At 57.2% G+C, this 16,991-nt stretch carries 16 protein-coding genes and 1 pseudogene; 13 read left to right on the top strand and 4 right to left on the bottom strand.

Annotated elements, in window-relative coordinates; translation table 11 throughout:
* Positions 1 to 9: 9 nt before the first annotated feature.
* The 4 genes and pseudogenes from GWQ31_RS21745 to GWQ31_RS15240 all read right to left on the bottom strand — a co-directional run.
* Positions 10 to 105: pseudogene (locus tag GWQ31_RS21745) on the bottom strand (Fe3+-hydroxamate ABC transporter ATP-binding protein FhuC); the annotation flags it as partial.
* A gap of 42 nt (positions 106 to 147) precedes the next feature.
* Complete coding sequence (locus GWQ31_RS15250) at positions 148 to 912, bottom strand: ATP-binding cassette domain-containing protein (protein ID WP_256686374.1); 765 nt, start codon at positions 910 to 912, stop codon at positions 148 to 150.
* A gap of 46 nt (positions 913 to 958) precedes the next feature.
* Positions 959 to 2,605 (bottom strand): multidrug ABC transporter permease/ATP-binding protein, encoded by a 1,647-nt coding sequence (locus GWQ31_RS15245; protein ID WP_275909709.1) that lies wholly within the window; start codon positions 2,603 to 2,605, stop codon positions 959 to 961.
* 57 nt (positions 2,606 to 2,662) lie between these two features.
* Positions 2,663 to 4,735, bottom strand: a complete 2,073-nt coding sequence (locus GWQ31_RS15240; RefSeq protein WP_275909708.1) for a TonB-dependent siderophore receptor — start codon at positions 4,733 to 4,735, stop codon at positions 2,663 to 2,665.
* A 418-nt stretch (positions 4,736 to 5,153) separates the two neighbouring features.
* Between GWQ31_RS15240 and mioC the strand changes: the two genes are divergently transcribed.
* The 13 genes from mioC to atpD all read left to right on the top strand — a co-directional run bounded on the left by mioC (position 5,154) and on the right by atpD (position 16,989).
* Entirely contained in the window at positions 5,154 to 5,603 is a 450-nt protein-coding gene (gene mioC / locus GWQ31_RS15235) for an FMN-binding protein MioC (RefSeq protein WP_265462928.1), read from the top strand.
* A gap of 509 nt (positions 5,604 to 6,112) precedes the next feature.
* The gene (gene mnmG / locus GWQ31_RS15230) at positions 6,113 to 8,002 is read left to right on the top strand and encodes a tRNA uridine-5-carboxymethylaminomethyl(34) synthesis enzyme MnmG (protein ID WP_275909707.1); all 1,890 of its coding nucleotides are present in this window, start codon (positions 6,113 to 6,115) and stop codon (positions 8,000 to 8,002) included.
* 8 nt (positions 8,003 to 8,010) lie between these two features.
* A complete protein-coding gene (gene rsmG / locus GWQ31_RS15225; RefSeq protein ID WP_021139942.1) occupies positions 8,011 to 8,637 on the top strand; it encodes a 16S rRNA (guanine(527)-N(7))-methyltransferase RsmG in 627 nt (208 codons plus the stop codon).
* A gap of 26 nt (positions 8,638 to 8,663) precedes the next feature.
* Entirely contained in the window at positions 8,664 to 9,467 is an 804-nt protein-coding gene (locus tag GWQ31_RS15220) for a ParA family protein (protein ID WP_021139941.1), read from the top strand.
* Positions 9,464 to 10,372, top strand: a complete 909-nt coding sequence (locus GWQ31_RS15215; RefSeq protein ID WP_021139940.1) for a ParB/RepB/Spo0J family partition protein — start codon at positions 9,464 to 9,466, stop codon at positions 10,370 to 10,372. Before GWQ31_RS15220 ends, GWQ31_RS15215 begins: the two co-directional genes overlap by 4 nt.
* Positions 10,373 to 10,562: 190 nt before the next feature.
* Positions 10,563 to 10,970 (top strand): ATP synthase subunit I, encoded by a 408-nt coding sequence (locus tag GWQ31_RS15210; RefSeq protein ID WP_005319613.1) that lies wholly within the window; start codon positions 10,563 to 10,565, stop codon positions 10,968 to 10,970.
* Between the two features lie 8 nt (positions 10,971 to 10,978).
* Positions 10,979 to 11,758, top strand: a complete 780-nt coding sequence (atpB, locus tag GWQ31_RS15205; RefSeq protein ID WP_005319615.1) for a F0F1 ATP synthase subunit A — start codon at positions 10,979 to 10,981, stop codon at positions 11,756 to 11,758.
* Between the two features lie 24 nt (positions 11,759 to 11,782).
* On the top strand, positions 11,783 to 12,025 hold the full coding sequence (atpE, locus tag GWQ31_RS15200; RefSeq protein ID WP_005319616.1) for a F0F1 ATP synthase subunit C: 243 nt from the start codon (positions 11,783 to 11,785) through the stop codon (positions 12,023 to 12,025).
* Positions 12,026 to 12,082: 57 nt separating this feature from the next.
* Positions 12,083 to 12,553 carry a F0F1 ATP synthase subunit B gene (gene atpF, locus GWQ31_RS15195; RefSeq protein ID WP_005319619.1) on the top strand — a complete coding sequence of 157 codons (471 nt, stop codon included), beginning with the start codon at positions 12,083 to 12,085 and terminating at the stop codon, positions 12,551 to 12,553.
* A 13-nt stretch (positions 12,554 to 12,566) separates the two neighbouring features.
* On the top strand, positions 12,567 to 13,100 hold the full coding sequence (atpH, locus tag GWQ31_RS15190; protein ID WP_005319621.1) for a F0F1 ATP synthase subunit delta: 534 nt from the start codon (positions 12,567 to 12,569) through the stop codon (positions 13,098 to 13,100).
* A 15-nt stretch (positions 13,101 to 13,115) separates the two neighbouring features.
* Positions 13,116 to 14,657 (top strand): F0F1 ATP synthase subunit alpha, encoded by a 1,542-nt coding sequence (gene atpA, locus GWQ31_RS15185; protein ID WP_005319624.1) that lies wholly within the window; start codon positions 13,116 to 13,118, stop codon positions 14,655 to 14,657.
* Positions 14,658 to 14,700: 43 nt separating this feature from the next.
* Entirely contained in the window at positions 14,701 to 15,567 is an 867-nt protein-coding gene (gene atpG / locus GWQ31_RS15180; protein ID WP_005319626.1) for a F0F1 ATP synthase subunit gamma, read from the top strand.
* 33 nt (positions 15,568 to 15,600) lie between these two features.
* Positions 15,601 to 16,989, top strand: a complete 1,389-nt coding sequence (gene atpD / locus GWQ31_RS15175; RefSeq protein WP_005319628.1) for a F0F1 ATP synthase subunit beta — start codon at positions 15,601 to 15,603, stop codon at positions 16,987 to 16,989.
* The last annotated feature ends 2 nt before the right edge of the window (positions 16,990 to 16,991 follow it).

The following is a 16,991-nucleotide window of genomic DNA, read 5'->3' as shown; positions in this document are numbered from 1 at the left end:
CTGTCCTAGCTAGATGATGGCGATGGCATGGGCATGGGCCGGGTGGGGCATGACCTCCATCGGGATGCCATGGTACATGGAGTGCAGGGTCTCGCCAGTCTGCAGTGATATGGGTACAAATAAACTCATCGGGATAACAAGCCTTATCTAAACGATGGCGATGGCATGGGCATGGGCCGGATGGCGCATGACCTCCATCGGAATGCCATAGATGGCGTGCAGGGTCTCGCTGGTCATGATCCGCTCAGGCTCGCCATGGGTAAGCAGACGGCCCGAGTGCAGCGCCACCAGCCGATCGCAGAAGCGGGAGGCCATGTTGATGTCGTGGATGACTATGATGACGCCGAGGTTGAGCTGACGGCTGAGCTGCCTGACCAAAGTCAGCACCTCTACCTGATGGGCCACGTCCAGCGCGGCCAGCGGCTCGTCGAGCAGGATGAAGCGGCTCTCCTGGGCCAGCAGCATGGCCAGCCATACCCTTCCCCGCTCACCACCGGAAAGGGTATCCACCAGCCGATCGGCAAAACCTTCGGTATGGGTGAGAGCGATGGCCCTGTCGACCTGACGCTGATCCTCTGCTCCCATCCGGCCAAGCAGGCCGCGCCAGGGATAGCGCCCCATCTCCACCAGCTCCCGGCCGAGCAGGTTCTCGGCGCTCGGCAGATGCTGGGGCAGATAGGCCACCTGACGGGCGAACTCCCGGTTGCCCCAATCGGTCAGCGGTTTGCCATCGAACAGGATCTCGCCCTCACTCAGGGGCTGCTGGCGCGCCAGCAGCTTGAGCAGGGTGGATTTGCCCGAGCCGTTGTGGCCGATGAGGCCATAGACCTGTCCCTGCTCGAAACGCAGGTCCGTTGGGTGCAGCAGCTTGCGGTCGTTTACCGCGAAGCTGGCGGCTTTCATCTCAAACATAAGCTGTTCCTGTGCTGGCCTGATGCCAGTCTCATCGGCGCCGGTATCAAGCCGGCACCTCGCAATCCAGATGGGCGACGGCATCCCGGCTGACCTGCTCGCGCCGTTCACCAGTCAGTTCGGTGAGCTGGCCCTGACGCATCTCCAGCAAGCGGTCGGCCAGCGGGAAGTAGTGATCATCGTGGCTGATGGCGATCACCGTCTTGCCCATCGCCTTGAGGCGCGGCAGCAGCAGCTGATAGAAGATGCGACGGAACTGGGGATCCTGATCCGCGGCCCATTCATCAAACAGCATCACCTCGCGCTGCTCAGCCAGTGCCAGCAGCAGGGCGACCCGCTTGCGCTGCCCTTGGGAGAGGCTGATATCGGCGATAAAGTTGTCCTCTATGGCGAGCTTGCTGCCCATCTGCAACCGATCCAGCCACTCGGCGATCAGCTCAGCCTTGGGCTCAGGCCCCAGCAGATGCTGAAACAGGTGATAGTCGGTGAAGATGGCGGAGAAGAGCGCCAGATAGGCGTTGCGATCCGTTATGGGTTCACCATCCAGCAGGATCCGGCCCGACACAGGCTGATAGAGACCGGTCAGCAGCATGGCCAGGGTCGATTTGCCGGAGCCGTTGCCACCAATGATGAAGACCTGCTCCCCCTTCTCTATGGTGAGATTGATGGGGCCCACAGCGAAGCCACCCTCCCCCTGATAGTGAAAGCTCACCTGCTCCAGCTGGATGCGTTGCCAGGTGTGGGGTGCCGGTGGCAGCGGGAAGTCGGGATCCGGCTCGGCCAGCGCCAGTGCGGCTATCTTGTCGAACGCCACCTGGGCGGAAAGCAGGGTCGGCAAGGCGCCTATCCCCTGCAACAGCGGAGTGCGCAGGAACAGCAGGGTCAGGGCAAAGGTGGCGGCCACATTGGTGTTGGCCCAGCCGAGGCCATTGGCCAGGAAGAAGACCAGGCCTATGGCTCCCAGCATCATGATATTCGACCAGTTCACCGCGCTCAGGTGATAGGTGTCGGCACGGATGATCTGCTGGCGATAGTCACGGGCGTTCTGCTCATAGAGCTGGTGGTAAACGAAGTGAGCCCGCTCGCGATTGAGCGCCAGCTCTTTGCTGCCCGCTATGATGGCCTGATAGTTCTGATAAAGGCGATCCTCCGCCTGGCGCATGTGGGAGAGATGGCGATAAACACGGTTCACCAGCAGCCAGCCCACCACCATGGTGACGGTGACCCAGAGTGCTGTGACGCCGAGCAGGGCCGGTGACAGCCAGCCGAGATAGAGGGCCGAACCAACAGTGAGCACCAGCCCCTGCACCAGCTCGGGCAGGCGCACGAAGGCGATGGTGATCTGGCCTATGTCGCTGGAGAGGGATGCCAGCAGCGCCCCCTGGCCAAGCTGGCGAATGCGGGCGACATCGGTATCCAGCAGTTGCTTGAGCAGACGGCCCCGCAACCGGTAGACGAAATGATGACCGAGTGTGGTCAGGGCCAATTGAGATCCGAGTGTGATCACCAGCAGCAACAGGATCAGGCCAAGCAGTTGGCCAAGTACCGGCAGCGGATCGCCGATTGATTCGACAAGAGATTGATTGATAAAGGCAATGACGCCGATCCCGCTCACTGCGCTGAGCAGGCTGAGCAGGGTTATGGCGATGAAGGGCCAACGATATTGGCGGTAAACCAGAGACAAGAGTTCCATGACGGGCCTGTATGCGGGGAAAAAAGGGCGGAAGTCACGACTCCCGCCCGACCTCTGTTACCAGCGGTAGTTGATGCTGCCCACCACACTGCGCGGCTCGCCGTAGTAGCAGTAGTAGTCACAGCTGGCCACGTAGGTTTCACCCAGCAGGTTGTTGACGTTGAGCTGGGCTCGCCAGTTCTTGGCAAAGTCATACCCGATCATCGCATCCCATACGGTATGGGCCGGTACCTGGGCCGAACCATAGATGGGGTTGTAGCTGGCATCCACGGCGCCTATGCCGACACTGGAGCCGACATAACGTACGCCGGTTCCCAGTTCCAGACCGGAAGCAACTCCCTGCTGCACCTTGTAGTTGCCCCAGAAGGAGGCGATATGGCGCGGGATCAGGCTGGCACGGCGATCACCCTTGCCGGTGTCGTTGGTCTTGGCATCCGTGTAGGTATAAGCAGCGGTGAGACGCAGCGCCTCTGTGGCCTGCACGCTGCCTTCCAGCTCGACACCCTGGGAGGTCACTTCGCCGGCCTGGGTCTGCTGACCGGATCCTGTAGAGACGAGCGAGTTGGTCTGCTCCAAATCGAACAGGGCCAGATTGATGTAACCGTCTAGGAAGCTGGGGGCGTACTTGACGCCAGTCTCATACAGGGTGCCCTTGAGCGGCTTGTAGGAGTTCTGGGTATTGGGATCTATCCCGGGCAATACCTCGAACGACTCGGCATAGGCAATATAAGGAGAGAGACCGTTGTCGGCCAGATACATCAGGCTGCCGGAGAGGGAGAGCTCGTGATCGTACTGCTTCTCCTCCTTGCTCTTGGCTTCGCTGATGTTGTGGGTCTCCACGTAGTCGAAACGGCCACCACCGGTCAGCAACCAGCGATCGTCCCAGCGGATCTGGTGCTGGGCATAGAGGCCGCTCTGGCCCTTGGTGCTCTTCTGGTGGGTGGTGGTCGATTCGTCAAAACCGGGGAAGCCGCTGTAATCCGGGTTCATGGTATTGATGGAACCCATGCCGAAGTTGTCGGCTTCCTGACCTTCGTTGACGTGACGCTGCAGATCCAGCCCCAGCAGCAAGGTCTGCTCCGTGCTGTCCGTGTTCCAGTAACCCACCATCTGGTTATCCATGGTGGCACTCTTGGTGTCACCATCCCGGTAGACAAGCCCACGGTAGGCGGTCGTGCCTTCATAGGTCGGGAAAATATAGGTCTGGCGCAGCAGCAGATCGTTGTAGTTGAAGCGGACGTTCTGCTTGAACTCCCAGGTCTGGTTGAGCTGGTGGGCCAGCTCGTAACCGGCGGAGATCTGGGTGTTGCGATTGCGATCGTAATCCGGCTGGCTCAGGTTGGTGGAGGGATCTATCTGGCCACCGCTGGTATTGAGAGTGCCATAGACAGGGAAGAAGCCGTTGGTCGGCACACCTTCGTCATGCTTGAAACTGGCCAGCAGGGTCAGGCTGGTACGATCCGAGATATCCAGGGTGACGCTTGGCGCCAGATAAACCCTATCGTTATAAGTATCGTTCAGCACGCCGTCACGCTCGCTATAGAGGGCGACCAGACGGTAGCGACTGTTGTCGGTCAATGCATCCGAGACATCCACCCCGATCTGGCGAAGATCCCGGCTGCCCATCTGCAGATCCAGCTGCCCCTGCGGGGTGGCGGTCGGCCGCTTGCTGATGGCATTGATCACGCCGCCGGGAGGCGCCTCGCCGTAGAGGATCGAGGCGGGCCCTTTCAGCACTTCCACGCTTTCCAGACCGAACGGCTCTGGCGTCCACACATAGTAGCCGGTGCTGAACAGGCGATTGCCATCCAGATAGGAGGCGGCATCGAAGCCACGCACCTTGAACCAGTCGGCATCGTTGTCGGATCCGTAGGATTGGGAGAGCACACCGGAGCGGTAGCGCAGCGCTTCGTCCAGTTTCAGCACGGCGTGCTGATCCAGTTCCTCACGATTGACCACTGAGACGGCCCGTGGCGTCTCGGCCATCGGCACTTCCACCTTCATGGCGGTACCTGTCACCACCATGGTTTCGCTGGCTTTTGGTAATTCTTTCGGTTGTTCGGCCAGTACTGGCAGGCTTGCCAGCAGGCAGGAGAGCGGCAGCAGTTGCTGTGCCCCTCTCTTTAGCATCGCTGCGGTCAGGGTGTTTTTTTTGCGCAATCATATAAGTGTCTCAAATATCAATGAGTTGTTTCTGGTTTCTTATTATTGGTGACCGATCAAGCTGGTCTGCCCGGTTCCTCAGGCGAATAAAGCAGCGCAATGCTACTACAGGAGCAATGATCGAATCGATTCAATAATTGCTAATCATTTGCATCTGCATTGTTACCTAACGTATCAAAGCAGTAGCTGTCGGGCAGAAAAAGGAGGGATCAGACTGGGGCATTTCCGAGGAAAAGATCCGGGGCAGACGAAAAACGGGGGATCCTGCCTTATATAGGAAAAGAAAAGAGGATCCATTATCCCCAAGCTTTATCCATATTTATCCACACCCTTTGGCGGTAGAATTCGGCTTTCCGTTTCTTTGTCTGAACTCAGGATCCATTCCATGGCCAAACTCAATCTCGTCGTCGGCTCCATGCTGGGCGCCGCCGAATATGTCGCAGACCACGTCGCCAACCTGCTGGAACAGGCGGGCCATCAGGCCAAGATCCACAATCCAGCCAGCCTGACCGAAGTGCTGGCCGAGCCGGACGCCATACTGCTGGTGGTCACCTCCACCCACGGTGCCGGTGATGTGCCCGACAATCTGCAACCCTTAGCCAAGGATCTTGCCGAGCAGCATCCGGATCTTAATGCCTTGAAATATGGCGTGATCGCCCTCGGCGACAGCAGTTATGACACCTTCTGCCAGGGTGGCAAGACGCTGGATCTGCTGCTGAGCGAATGTGGCGCCAGCCGGATCGGGGATCGTCTCGACATAGATGTGACCCAGCATGAGATCCCTGAAGATGCCGCTGAGGCCTGGATCCAGGGCTGGATGCAGATGATCGCCTGATCAGGAGGTGGGAGATCCGGTAAAAAAGCCTTGATCTCCCCGTTTATCCCCAGATCGCTATCCACCAAGTTATTAACAGATTGATCCTGACGACTTGTTCTACACGGTTACCCACAATGCCCAGGGGTAATGTGCATAACTACCGTGTAAACCTCTGCAAAACCTATAGTTATCCATGTATGAGATCCAACCCGCTAGCCACCTGTGTATAAAAGCACTGGTTATACCCTGGTTCACGGCCCCAGGATCCAAGCTTTTCCACAAGCTAGGATCGTCTTTAACACGATGATCTTTATGATCAAAAAGTGCTTATCAACAGAAAAGGCGGATCCTAATAAAAGATCCAATAAAAGATCGATCTAAAGATCCTTAAGATCTATTAAGTAGATCCTCCCTTCATTCTGAACGTTAAGTAGACGTTCCCCTCAGGGCGCGAAACAGATAGAATGTTCAGCCCCTCAGCCCAGGCAATCAACGATCTTCAGACGTGCAGATCAAGGTGATCCCCAATGCAATACCATGAACAATTTGATGTGATCGTCGTTGGTGGCGGTCATGCAGGAACCGAAGCAGCAACAGCGGCAGCCCGTATGGGCCTGAATACCCTGTTACTGACCCACAACATCGATACGCTGGGACACATGTCCTGTAATCCGGCGATCGGCGGGATCGGCAAGGGACACCTGGTCAAGGAAGTTGACGCCCTCGGCGGGATCATGGCGCGAGCCACAGATTTTGCCGGGATCCAGTTCCGTACCCTCAACTCCTCCAAGGGGCCAGCGGTACGAGCCACCCGTGCTCAGGCGGATCGACTGCTCTACAAAGCCGTTGTTCGCCAGATGCTGGAGAACTATCCCAACCTGAAGATCTTCCAGCAGGCCTGTGATGATCTGATCATGGATGGGGATCGTGTTGCTGGTGTCGTCACCCAGAGCGGGATCCGCATCAGTGGCAAGACAGTCGTGCTGACGGTCGGGACCTTCCTGAACGGCTTGATCCACATCGGGATGGAAAACTACAAGGGCGGCCGCGCCGGGGATCCTCCCTCGATCGCCCTGGCTCAGAGGCTGCGCGAGATGCCGCTGCGCATCGATCGTCTCAAAACCGGGACGCCGCCACGGATCGACGCCCGCAGCGTCGATCTCTCCGTGATGCAGGCGCAGTACGGCGATGATCCGCGCCCTGTCTTCTCGTTTATCGGCGATGCCAGCCAGCACCCACGCCAGGTGCCCTGCTACGTCACCCATACCAACGAGCGCACCCACGATGTGATCCGCAACAACCTGGATCGCAGCCCCATGTACGCCGGGGTGATCGAAGGGATTGGTCCTCGTTACTGCCCGTCGATCGAGGACAAGATCACTCGCTTCGCGGACAAGACGGCCCACCAGATTTTTGTCGAGCCGGAAGGCCTGACGACCCACGAACTCTATCCGAACGGGATATCCACCAGCCTGCCATTCGATGTGCAGGTGCAGATAGTGCGTTCCATTCGTGGTTTCGAAAATGCCCACATCACACGCCCCGGCTATGCCATCGAGTATGACTTCTTCGATCCCCGGGATCTCAAGGCCAACATGGAGAGCAAGTGCATCGGCAACCTGTTCTTCGCCGGCCAGATCAACGGCACCACTGGCTACGAAGAAGCCGCGGCCCAGGGCCTGATGGCCGGTTTGAATGCCGGTCTGCGTGCCCAGGACAAGGATCCCTGGCATCCCCGCCGGGATCAGGCCTACATGGGCGTGATGATGGACGATCTCTCCACTCTGGGGACCCGCGAGCCTTACCGCATGTTCACCAGCCGCGCCGAATATCGCCTGCTGCTGCGGGAAGACAACGCCGACCTGCGTCTGACCGCCATTGGCCGCGAGCTGGGTCTGGTGGATGACGAGCGCTGGGGCAAGTTCAATATCAAGATGGAACAGGTGGAGCTGGAGCGTCAGCGCATGCGTTCGACCTGGATCCACCCGCAACATCCGTCACTGGAAGCGGTCAACGCCCTGGTCAACACGCCGCTGACCCGTGAGCAGAACCTGGAAGAGCTGCTGCGTCGCCCCGAAGTGACCTACGATGCGCTGATGGCCATCGAAGGGGTTGGTCCGGCGCTGAACGATCACGCCGCCGCTGATCAGGTGGAGATCCAGATCAAGTACGCCGGTTATATCGAGCGTCAGTACGACGAGGTGGAGAAGCAGTTACGCAACGAGAACACGCTCTTGCCGCTGGACATGAACTACCGCGACGTCAACGGTCTCTCCAACGAGGTGATCGCCAAGCTCAACGATGCCAAGCCCGAGACCATTGGTCAGGCTTCCCGCATCTCCGGTATCACACCGGCGGCCATCTCCATCCTGCTGGTTCACCTGAAAAAACACGGCCTGCTGCGTAAAACCGCCTGAGGATCTCCATGCTGCAAAGATTGAACGGCCTGCTCATGCAGGCCGGTATTGTTATCACCGATACCCAAAAGACCCAGTTGGTTCAGCTTGTCGAGTTGCTGCACAAGTGGAACAAGGCTTACAATCTCACCTCGGTGCGTGATCCCGACGCCATGCTAGTCAAGCATATCCTCGACAGCCTGGTGGTGAGCCCTCACCTGCACGGTGAGCGCTTCATCGATGTGGGGACAGGTCCTGGGCTGCCTGGCTTGCCACTGGCCATCATCAATCCTGACAAGCAGTTCGTGCTGCTCGACAGTCTGGGCAAGCGGATCAACTTTATCCGCCAGGTGATCCAGGAGCTGGGCCTGACCAATGTGACGCCAGTCAAATCCCGGGTGGAAGAGTACCAGCCTGACGTGGGGTTTGATTGTGTGCTCAGTCGGGCCTTTGCCTCGCTGGAGGACATGCTGAGCTGGTGTCACCATCTGCCGTCCGAACAGGGCAGCTTCCTGGCGCTCAAGGGGCAATATCCCGAGCAGGAGCTGGCCCAGTTGCCTGCCAATATCCGTCTGGTAGCCTGTCATGAATTGCGGGTACCGGAACTGGAAGGCGAACGTCATCTGCTGGAATTCAAACATATCCAGCCCGAATAGGGTCGCAGTTTCATTTAGGGGATAGTGTGGGAAAAGTCATCGCCATAGCCAACCAGAAGGGTGGAGTGGGTAAAACCACCACCTGTGTGAATCTGGCCGCCTCCCTGGCCGCTACCCGGCGCAAGGTGCTGGTGATCGATCTGGATCCCCAGGGCAATGCCACCATGGGCAGCGGCGTCGACAAATACGAAGTCGAGCGCACCGCCTACGAGCTGCTGATCGAAGATGCCCCCATCGCTGAAGTGATCATCCCCGAAACCTCGGGGGGCTATCACCTGATCGCCGCCAATGCCGACGTGACCGCGGCCGAAATCCGTCTGATGGAATTCTTCGCCCGCGAGATCCGACTGCGCAACGCCATTGCCTCGGTACGGGACAAATACGACTACATCTTCATCGACTGCCCGCCTTCTCTCAACATGCTGACCGTGAACGCCATGGCCGCCGCCGATTCCGTGCTGGTGCCCATGCAGTGCGAATACTATGCACTGGAAGGGCTCACCGCTCTGGTGGACACCATCAGCAAGCTGGCAGCCGTGGTCAATCCGGATCTGAAGATCGAAGGGGTGCTGCGCACCATGTTCGATCACCGCAACCGGCTGGCCAATGATGTGTCCGATCAGCTGAAACAGCATTTCGGGGACAAGGTCTATCGCACCATCATCCCCCGCAACGTAAGACTGGCGGAGGCCCCGAGTTTCGGAGCCCCGGCCATGCACTATGACAAATCATCGGTGGGCGCCAAGGCCTATCTGGCGCTGGCGGGCGAAATGCTGCGCCGCCAGGAGCAGGAACGTCCGGTGACCATCGCAGACCGAGAGAGCATATGACGCCGAAAAAACGTGGACTGGGCAAGGGTCTGGACGCCCTGCTCAGCACCAGCACGGCCGCGCGCCAGAAACAGGTGATGAGCGACCAGCGTACCGAAGAGGCCATGGCCCCCACCAATCAGGGTGAGTTGCGCAGGCTGCCGGTGGAGTGGCTGCAGTCCGGCAAGTACCAGCCGCGCAAGGATATGTCGCAGGATGCGCTGGAAGATCTGGCCAATTCCATTCGCGCCCAGGGCGTGATCCAGCCGATCGTGGTGCGCCCCCTCGGCGAGCAGTCCTTCGAGATCATCGCCGGTGAGCGGCGCTGGCGAGCTTCCCAACTGGCCCGCCTCGACGTTGTGCCCTGCATCGTCAAGGATGTGCCTGACGAGGCCGCCGTCGCCATCGCCCTGATCGAGAACATCCAGCGCGAAGATCTCAATGCCATCGAGGAGGCGGTTGCCCTGCAGCGGCTGCTGACCGAGTTCGAACTGACCCACCAGCAGGTGGCCGAGGCGGTGGGCAAGTCCCGCACCACAGTCACCAACCTGTTGCGCCTCAACCAGCTCAACGATGACGTAAAGCGTTTCGTCGAGCACGGCGATCTCGACATGGGCCACGCCCGTGCCCTGCTGGCCCTGAGTGGTCAGGCCCAGTCCGAACTGGCCAAGCTGGTCGCGCAGAAGGGGCTGACAGTGCGAGATACCGAGAAACTGGTGCAAAAAGCGCTGGAACCGGCAAAAGCCAAGGTTGAACCCGTGCGCGATCCACAGTTTGGTTATCTCGAGCGCCAGCTGTCGGAAAAAATTGGCAACCAGGTTCAGTTACAGGTTGGCAAGCAAGATAGCGGAAAGTTAGTAATAAGTTACGGGGATTTAACCGACTTGGACCGTATTTTGGGCTATTTTGGCCTGTCGGAATCGTGATTTTTACGCTTTTTGTAGTAATAAAACATCCATTCCTTTTGATATGAACATAACCTTAATTCTGTGCGGAAAGCCGCAAAAATTAAGGGTTTTTGTCATATTGCAATCACCGCCTTCAAGGGTATAATTTGACCGGCTTTTGGGGCTGTAATTTCGTGCGTGTCAACATGTCGATTTTTACAGTTCTGTAATGTTCAGGGGGCATTTGGTGGAGCAGAAATTAGCCTGGAAAGGTTTGACACTGGCCTTGGCTATACTTGCTTGCCAACTTACCCTGATCCTGGCTGTGAGTGCCACTTGGGCTCATCTAAGAGGCATTCCGGCCGGATACGCGTCCCTCTATGGGGGAGGCGTATATCTGATTCCACAACTCCTGTTCAGTCTGTTTACGTTGAGCCGGAAGCTTGGCCCCGGGAGTGCGGGCTGGGTGTTGTGGGATTTTTGTGTTGGAGCAGGGATCAAGCTGGTAAGTACTGTCGCACTCTTCGTGACAGTGCTCCTGTACGTCGAGGTGGAACATCTCCCCCTTTATGTCACTTATGCGCTCTCCCTGTTTTTCCAATGGGTCATCACGATCGTTCTCAATAACCGCTACTAGGAAAACTCATGGCTGCAACCGGAGAAGCCCTGACTACTCAGGGATACATCTCCCACCACCTGCACCATCTGCAAGTGGGTTCGGGGTTCTGGACGGTAAATATCGACTCCATGATATTTTCCGTTATCCTCGGCGCTCTGTTTATCTGGATATTCCGCAAGGTGGCCGCGACTGCGACCAGCGGTGTTCCGGGCAAGCTTCAGTGTTTTGTAGAAATGGTTGTCGAGTTTGTGGATGACACCGTCAAGGGTATCTTCCACGGTAAGAGCAAGCTGATCGCTCCGCTGGCGCTGACCGTGTTCATCTGGGTTTTCCTGATGAACCTGATGGACCTCATCCCGGTTGACTACCTGCCCTACACGGCACAAGTGCTGGGCATCCCCTACTTGCGAGTAGTTCCTTCCGCCGATGTTAACATCACCATGTCCATGGCTCTGGGAGTCTTCGCCTTAATCATCATTTACAGTATCAAGATGAAAGGTGTCTCGGGCTTTGTGAAAGAGTTGACCCTCAACCCTTTCAATCACTGGGCATTGATCCCTGTTAACCTCGCGTTGGAGTTGGTTACCCTGCTGTCCAAACCCATCTCTCTGGGTCTGCGTCTGTTCGGTAACATGTATGCCGGTGAACTGGTATTTATCCTGATCGCCGGTCTGCTACCGTGGTGGTCCCAATGGCTGCTTAGCGTGCCTTGGGCGCTGTTCCACATTCTGGTAATTACTCTGCAAGCCTTTATCTTCATGGTGTTGACCATTGTCTATTTGTCGATGGCCAGTGAAGACCATTAATCCTGTTACGTTTACTAGCTCTGTTTGGAGAATATAAAGATGGAAATGATTTACTTCGCCGCTGCAATCATGCTGGGTATGGCCGCTGTCGGTGCCGCTATCGGCATCTCTCTGCTGGGTGGCAAGTTCCTGGAAGGTGCTGCTCGTCAGCCTGACCTGATGCCTATCCTGCGTACCAACTTCTTCATCGTAATGGGTCTGGTCGACGCAATCCCGATGATCGTGGTCGGTATGGCTCTGTACCTGATTTTCGGGGTTGCAGCCTGATAAGTGATGCTGTTGTTATCACTTTCTTTTTAAATTTCATATAGAGAGGTCTTGGTTGTGAGTATCAATGCCACCCTCCTCGGTCAGACACTTGCTTTCATCATTTTTGTCTGGTGCTGCATGAAGTTTGTATGGCCGCCCCTGATGGCAGCCATCGAGGCTCGTCAGAAAGCTATCGCTGATGGTCTCTCTTCCGCAGAACGCGCCAAGAAAGATCTGGATTTGGCCAAGGCCAACGCCACCGATCAGCTGAAAGAAGCCAAGCTCCAGGCCGCACAAATCATTGAACAGGCTAACAAACGTAAAGCCCAGATCATTGATGAGGCGGCTGTTGGAGCACACACTGAGCGGGAAAAAATCCTGGCTCAGGGCCGTGCCGAGATCGACGCTGAACGTCATCGCGCCAAAGAAGAACTGCGCAAGCAGGTTGCTGCTCTTGCCATTGCGGGCGCAGAGAAGATCCTGGCGCGCCACATCGACCAGGCTGCCAACAGCGACATCGTCGACAAACTGGTAGCAGAACTGTAACGGGAACGGGGCTATGTCTGAACTGACTACAATCGCTCGCCCCTACGCCAAGGCTGCTTTCGAGTTTGCCGTTGAGCACAAGGCGGTTGACCAGTGGCTGGGGATGCTCGGCTTCGCTGCACAAGTAGCGGAGAACGAGACCATTCACAACCTGGTACACGGCTCTGTGGCTGCCGAAGAGCTCGCAAACCTGTTTGTGGGCGTCTGCGGTGAGCAACTCGACGAGCATGGCCAGAACCTGATCCGGGTAATGGCTGAGAATGGTCGCTTGGGTGTGCTGCCGGCGGTCCTTGCTGAATTTGTCGCGTTCAAGGCTGAACTGGATAAAGAAGTTCAGGCTGACGTGATTTCGGCGATCGAACTGACCGACCAGCAGAAAGCCAATATTCAGGCTTCTCTGGAAAAACGTCTCGCGCGCAAAGTGAAGCTGAATTGCAGCATGGATGCGTCCTTGATGGCCGGGGTGCTCATCAAGGCCGGTGATCTGGTTATCGACGGCTCTGTCCGCGGTAAGCTGGATCGCATGGCCGACGCGCTGCAATCTTGATTGGGGTATTAGAGCATGCAACTGAATTCCACTGAAATCGCCGAGCTTATCAAGCAGCGCATCGCGCAGTTTGATGTCAAAAGTGAAGCGCGTAACGAAGGTACCATCGTCTCTGTGAGCGACGGTATCATTCGTATTCACGGCCTGGCCGATGCCATGCAAGGTGAGATGATTGAGCTGCCGGGCAACCGCTTTGCTCTGGCATTGAACCTGGAGCGTGACTCCGTTGGTGCTGTGATCATGGGTTCCTATGACGGTCTGTCAGAAGGAATGAAAGTAAAAGGCACTGGCCGTATTCTGGAAGTGCCGGTAGGTCGTGGTCTGTTGGGCCGGGTGCTGAACACCCTGGGTCAGCCGATCGACGGTAAAGGTCCGGTCGAAAACGACGGCTTCTCGCCGATCGAAGTGATTGCCCCGGGCGTTATCGAGCGCAAGTCCGTTGACCAGCCGGTTCAGACCGGTCTGAAAGCCATCGATGCCATGATCCCTATCGGTCGTGGCCAGCGTGAGCTGATCATCGGTGACCGTCAGGTGGGCAAGACCGCCATCGCGATCGATACCATCATCAACCAGAAAGACTCCGGTATTAAGTGTGTCTACGTTGCGATTGGCCAGAAGGCCTCCACCATCGCCAACGTGGTACGCAAGCTGGAAGAGCACGGCGCCCTGGCCAACACCATAGTGGTAGTTGCCTCTGCGTCCGAAGCTGCCGCCCTGCAATACCTGGCTCCGTATGCCGGTTGTTCCATGGGTGAGTACTTCCGTGACCGCGGTGAAGACGCGCTGATCATCTATGATGACCTGTCCAAACAGGCCGTAGCTTATCGCCAGATCTCCCTGCTGCTGCGCCGTCCGCCAGGACGTGAAGCCTACCCGGGTGACGTTTTCTATCTGCACTCCCGTCTGCTGGAGCGTGCTGCTCGCGTCAACGCCGAGTACGTAGAGAAGTTCACCAATGGTGCCGTGAAAGGCCAGACCGGTTCTCTGACCGCGCTGCCGATCATCGAAACCCAGGCCGGTGACGTGTCTGCATTCGTACCGACCAACGTGATTTCCATCACCGATGGTCAGATCTTCCTGACTTCACAGCTGTTCAACTCCGGTATTCGTCCGGCGGTTGACCCGGGTATCTCCGTATCCCGTGTGGGCGGTGCTGCTCAGACCAAGATCGTCAAGAAGCTGTCCGGTGGTATCCGTACCGCACTGGCCCAGTATCGCGAGCTGGCGGCATTCGCCCAGTTCTCTTCTGATCTGGACGAGGCAACTCGCAAGCAGCTGGATCACGGTGTGAAAGTGACCGAGCTGATGAAGCAGAAGCAATACTCTCCGATGAGCGTTGCCCAGCAGTCGCTGGTGCTGTTCGCCGCCGAGAAAGGCTATCTCTCCGATGTCGAACTGAACAAGATTGTCGACTTCGAAGCCGCTCTGCTCTCTTACGCCAATACCCAGCATGCTGAGCTGATGGCTGAAATCAATGCCAAAGCAGATTACAACGACGCGATCGTTGGCAAGCTGACTGCGTTGCTGGATGACTTCAAGGCAACCCAGACCTGGTAAGCGTGTGTGGCAGCGCGAGCTGCCACCTGATGGAGAGTAAGAGATGGCCGGCGCAAAAGAGATACGTAACAAGATCGGGAGTGTGAAAAACACTCAGAAGATCACCGGCGCTATGGAAATGGTGGCAGCAAGCAAAATGCGCCGTGCGCAGGAACGCATGTCTGCCAGCCGTCCGTACGCTGAAACCATGCGCAAGGTGATCGGCCATATCGCCCAGGGGAACTTGGAATACAAGCACCCCTACCTCATGGAACGTGAGGTCAAGCGAGTGGGTTACATAGTCGTCTCCACCGACCGTGGCCTGTGTGGCGGTTTGAACATCAACCTGTTCAAGGCTGCCCTCAATGATATGAAGCAATGGAGCGCGAAAGGTGCCAAGGTTGACCTGGCTCTGATCGGCAACAAGGCCTCCAGCTTCTTTGAACGGCACGGCGCCAAGGTGCAAGCTCATGTCGCAGGACTGGGTGACAACCCGAGCGTCAATGACCTGATTGGTTCAGTCAAGGTCATGCTGAAGGCTTACGACAACGGTGAGATTGACAGGCTGTATCTGGTGTACAACAAGTTCGTGAACACCATGGTGCAGCAACCACGGGTCGATCAACTGCTGCCTTTGCCCGTAACTGAAGACAGCAAGCTCGCCAAGAAACACCACTGGGATTACATCTATGAGCCGGATCCCAAGCAACTGCTGGACACCCTGCTGATTCGCTATGTCGAATCCCAGGTATACCAGGGGGTGGTAGAAAACTTGGCAAGTGAACAGGCAGCCCGAATGGTTGCCATGCAAGCCGCGACTGACAACGCCGGCAACCTGATTAACGACCTGCAACTGGTGTACAACAAGGCCCGTCAGGCCAGTATTACCCAGGAACTGACAGAGATCGTATCCGGTGCTGCTGCGGTGTAAGGCAAGGGTTATCAAAGGTTTAGAGGATTTGACATGAGTAACGGTTTCATCGTCCAAATCATCGGCGCTGTGGTGGACATCGAGTTCCCGCAGGATGCCGTGCCCCAGGTGTACGACGCAGTCAAGGTCGTCAGCGAAGGTCAAGGTCAGGGTCTGGTGCTGGAAGTTCAGCAGCAGATCGGTGGCGGCGTCGTTCGTTGCATCACCATGGGCTCCTCCGACGGTCTGCGTCGTGGGTTGGAAGTAATGAATAGCGGTAAATCCATCCAGGTGCCGGTCGGTGTATCGACTCTGGGTCGGATCATGAACGTACTGGGTGAGCCGATCGACGAAAAAGGTCCGATCGGTGAGGAAGAGCGTTGGTCCATCCACCGCGCGGCCCCCAGCTACGAAGATCAGTCCAACAGCAACGACCTGCTGGAGACCGGCATCAAGGTTATCGACCTGGTATGTCCGTTCGCCAAGGGTGGTAAAGTCGGTCTGTTCGGTGGTGCGGGTGTAGGTAAAACCGTCAACATGATGGAGCTGATCCGTAACATCGCGATCGAGCACAGCGGTTATTCCGTGTTCGCCGGTGTGGGTGAGCGTACCCGTGAGGGTAACGACTTCTACCACGAGATGATGGAGTCCAACGTACTGGACAAAGTATCTCTGGTTTACGGTCAGATGAACGAGCCGCCCGGAAACCGTCTGCGCGTAGCGCTGACCGGCCTGACCATGGCCGAGAAGTTCCGTGACGAGGGTCGTGACGTGCTGTTCTTCGTGGACAACATCTACCGTTACACGCTCGCGGGCACCGAGGTATCCGCACTGCTGGGCCGTATGCCGTCTGCAGTAGGTTACCAGCCGACCCTGGCCGAGGAGATGGGTGTTCTGCAAGAGCGCATCACCTCCACCCGGACCGGTTCCATCACGTCAGTCCAGGCCGTTTACGTGCCTGCGGATGACTTGACCGACCCGTCTCCGGCGACCACCTTCGCCCACCTGGACGCCACTGTCGTTCTGTCCCGTCAGATCGCGGCACTGGGTATCTACCCGGCCGTTGACCCGCTGGACTCCACCTCCCGTCAGCTGGATCCGCTGGTAGTTGGCAAAGAGCACTACGAGACTGCTCGTGGCGTTCAGACAGTGCTGCAGCGTTACAAAGAGCTGAAGGACATCATCGCCATCCTGGGTATGGATGAACTGTCAGAAGAAGACAAACTGACCGTAGCCCGTGCCCGTAAGATAGAGCGTTTCTTGTCCCAGCCGTTCTTCGTGGCAGAAGTGTTTACCGGTTCTCCGGGCAAATACGTGCCGCTGAAAGAGACCATCCGTGGTTTCCAGGGCATCCTGAAAGGCGAGTATGACGATCTGCCTGAGCAGGCGTTTTACATGGTTGGCAGCATCGACGAAGTCGTCGAGAAATCCAAGAAACTGTAAGC

It is taken from the genome of Aeromonas sp. 2MA4 (assembly GCF_029237305.1).
GTDB lineage: Bacteria > Pseudomonadota > Gammaproteobacteria > Enterobacterales > Aeromonadaceae > Aeromonas > Aeromonas salmonicida.
This window is presented reverse-complemented; position numbering and strand designations above follow the sequence as displayed.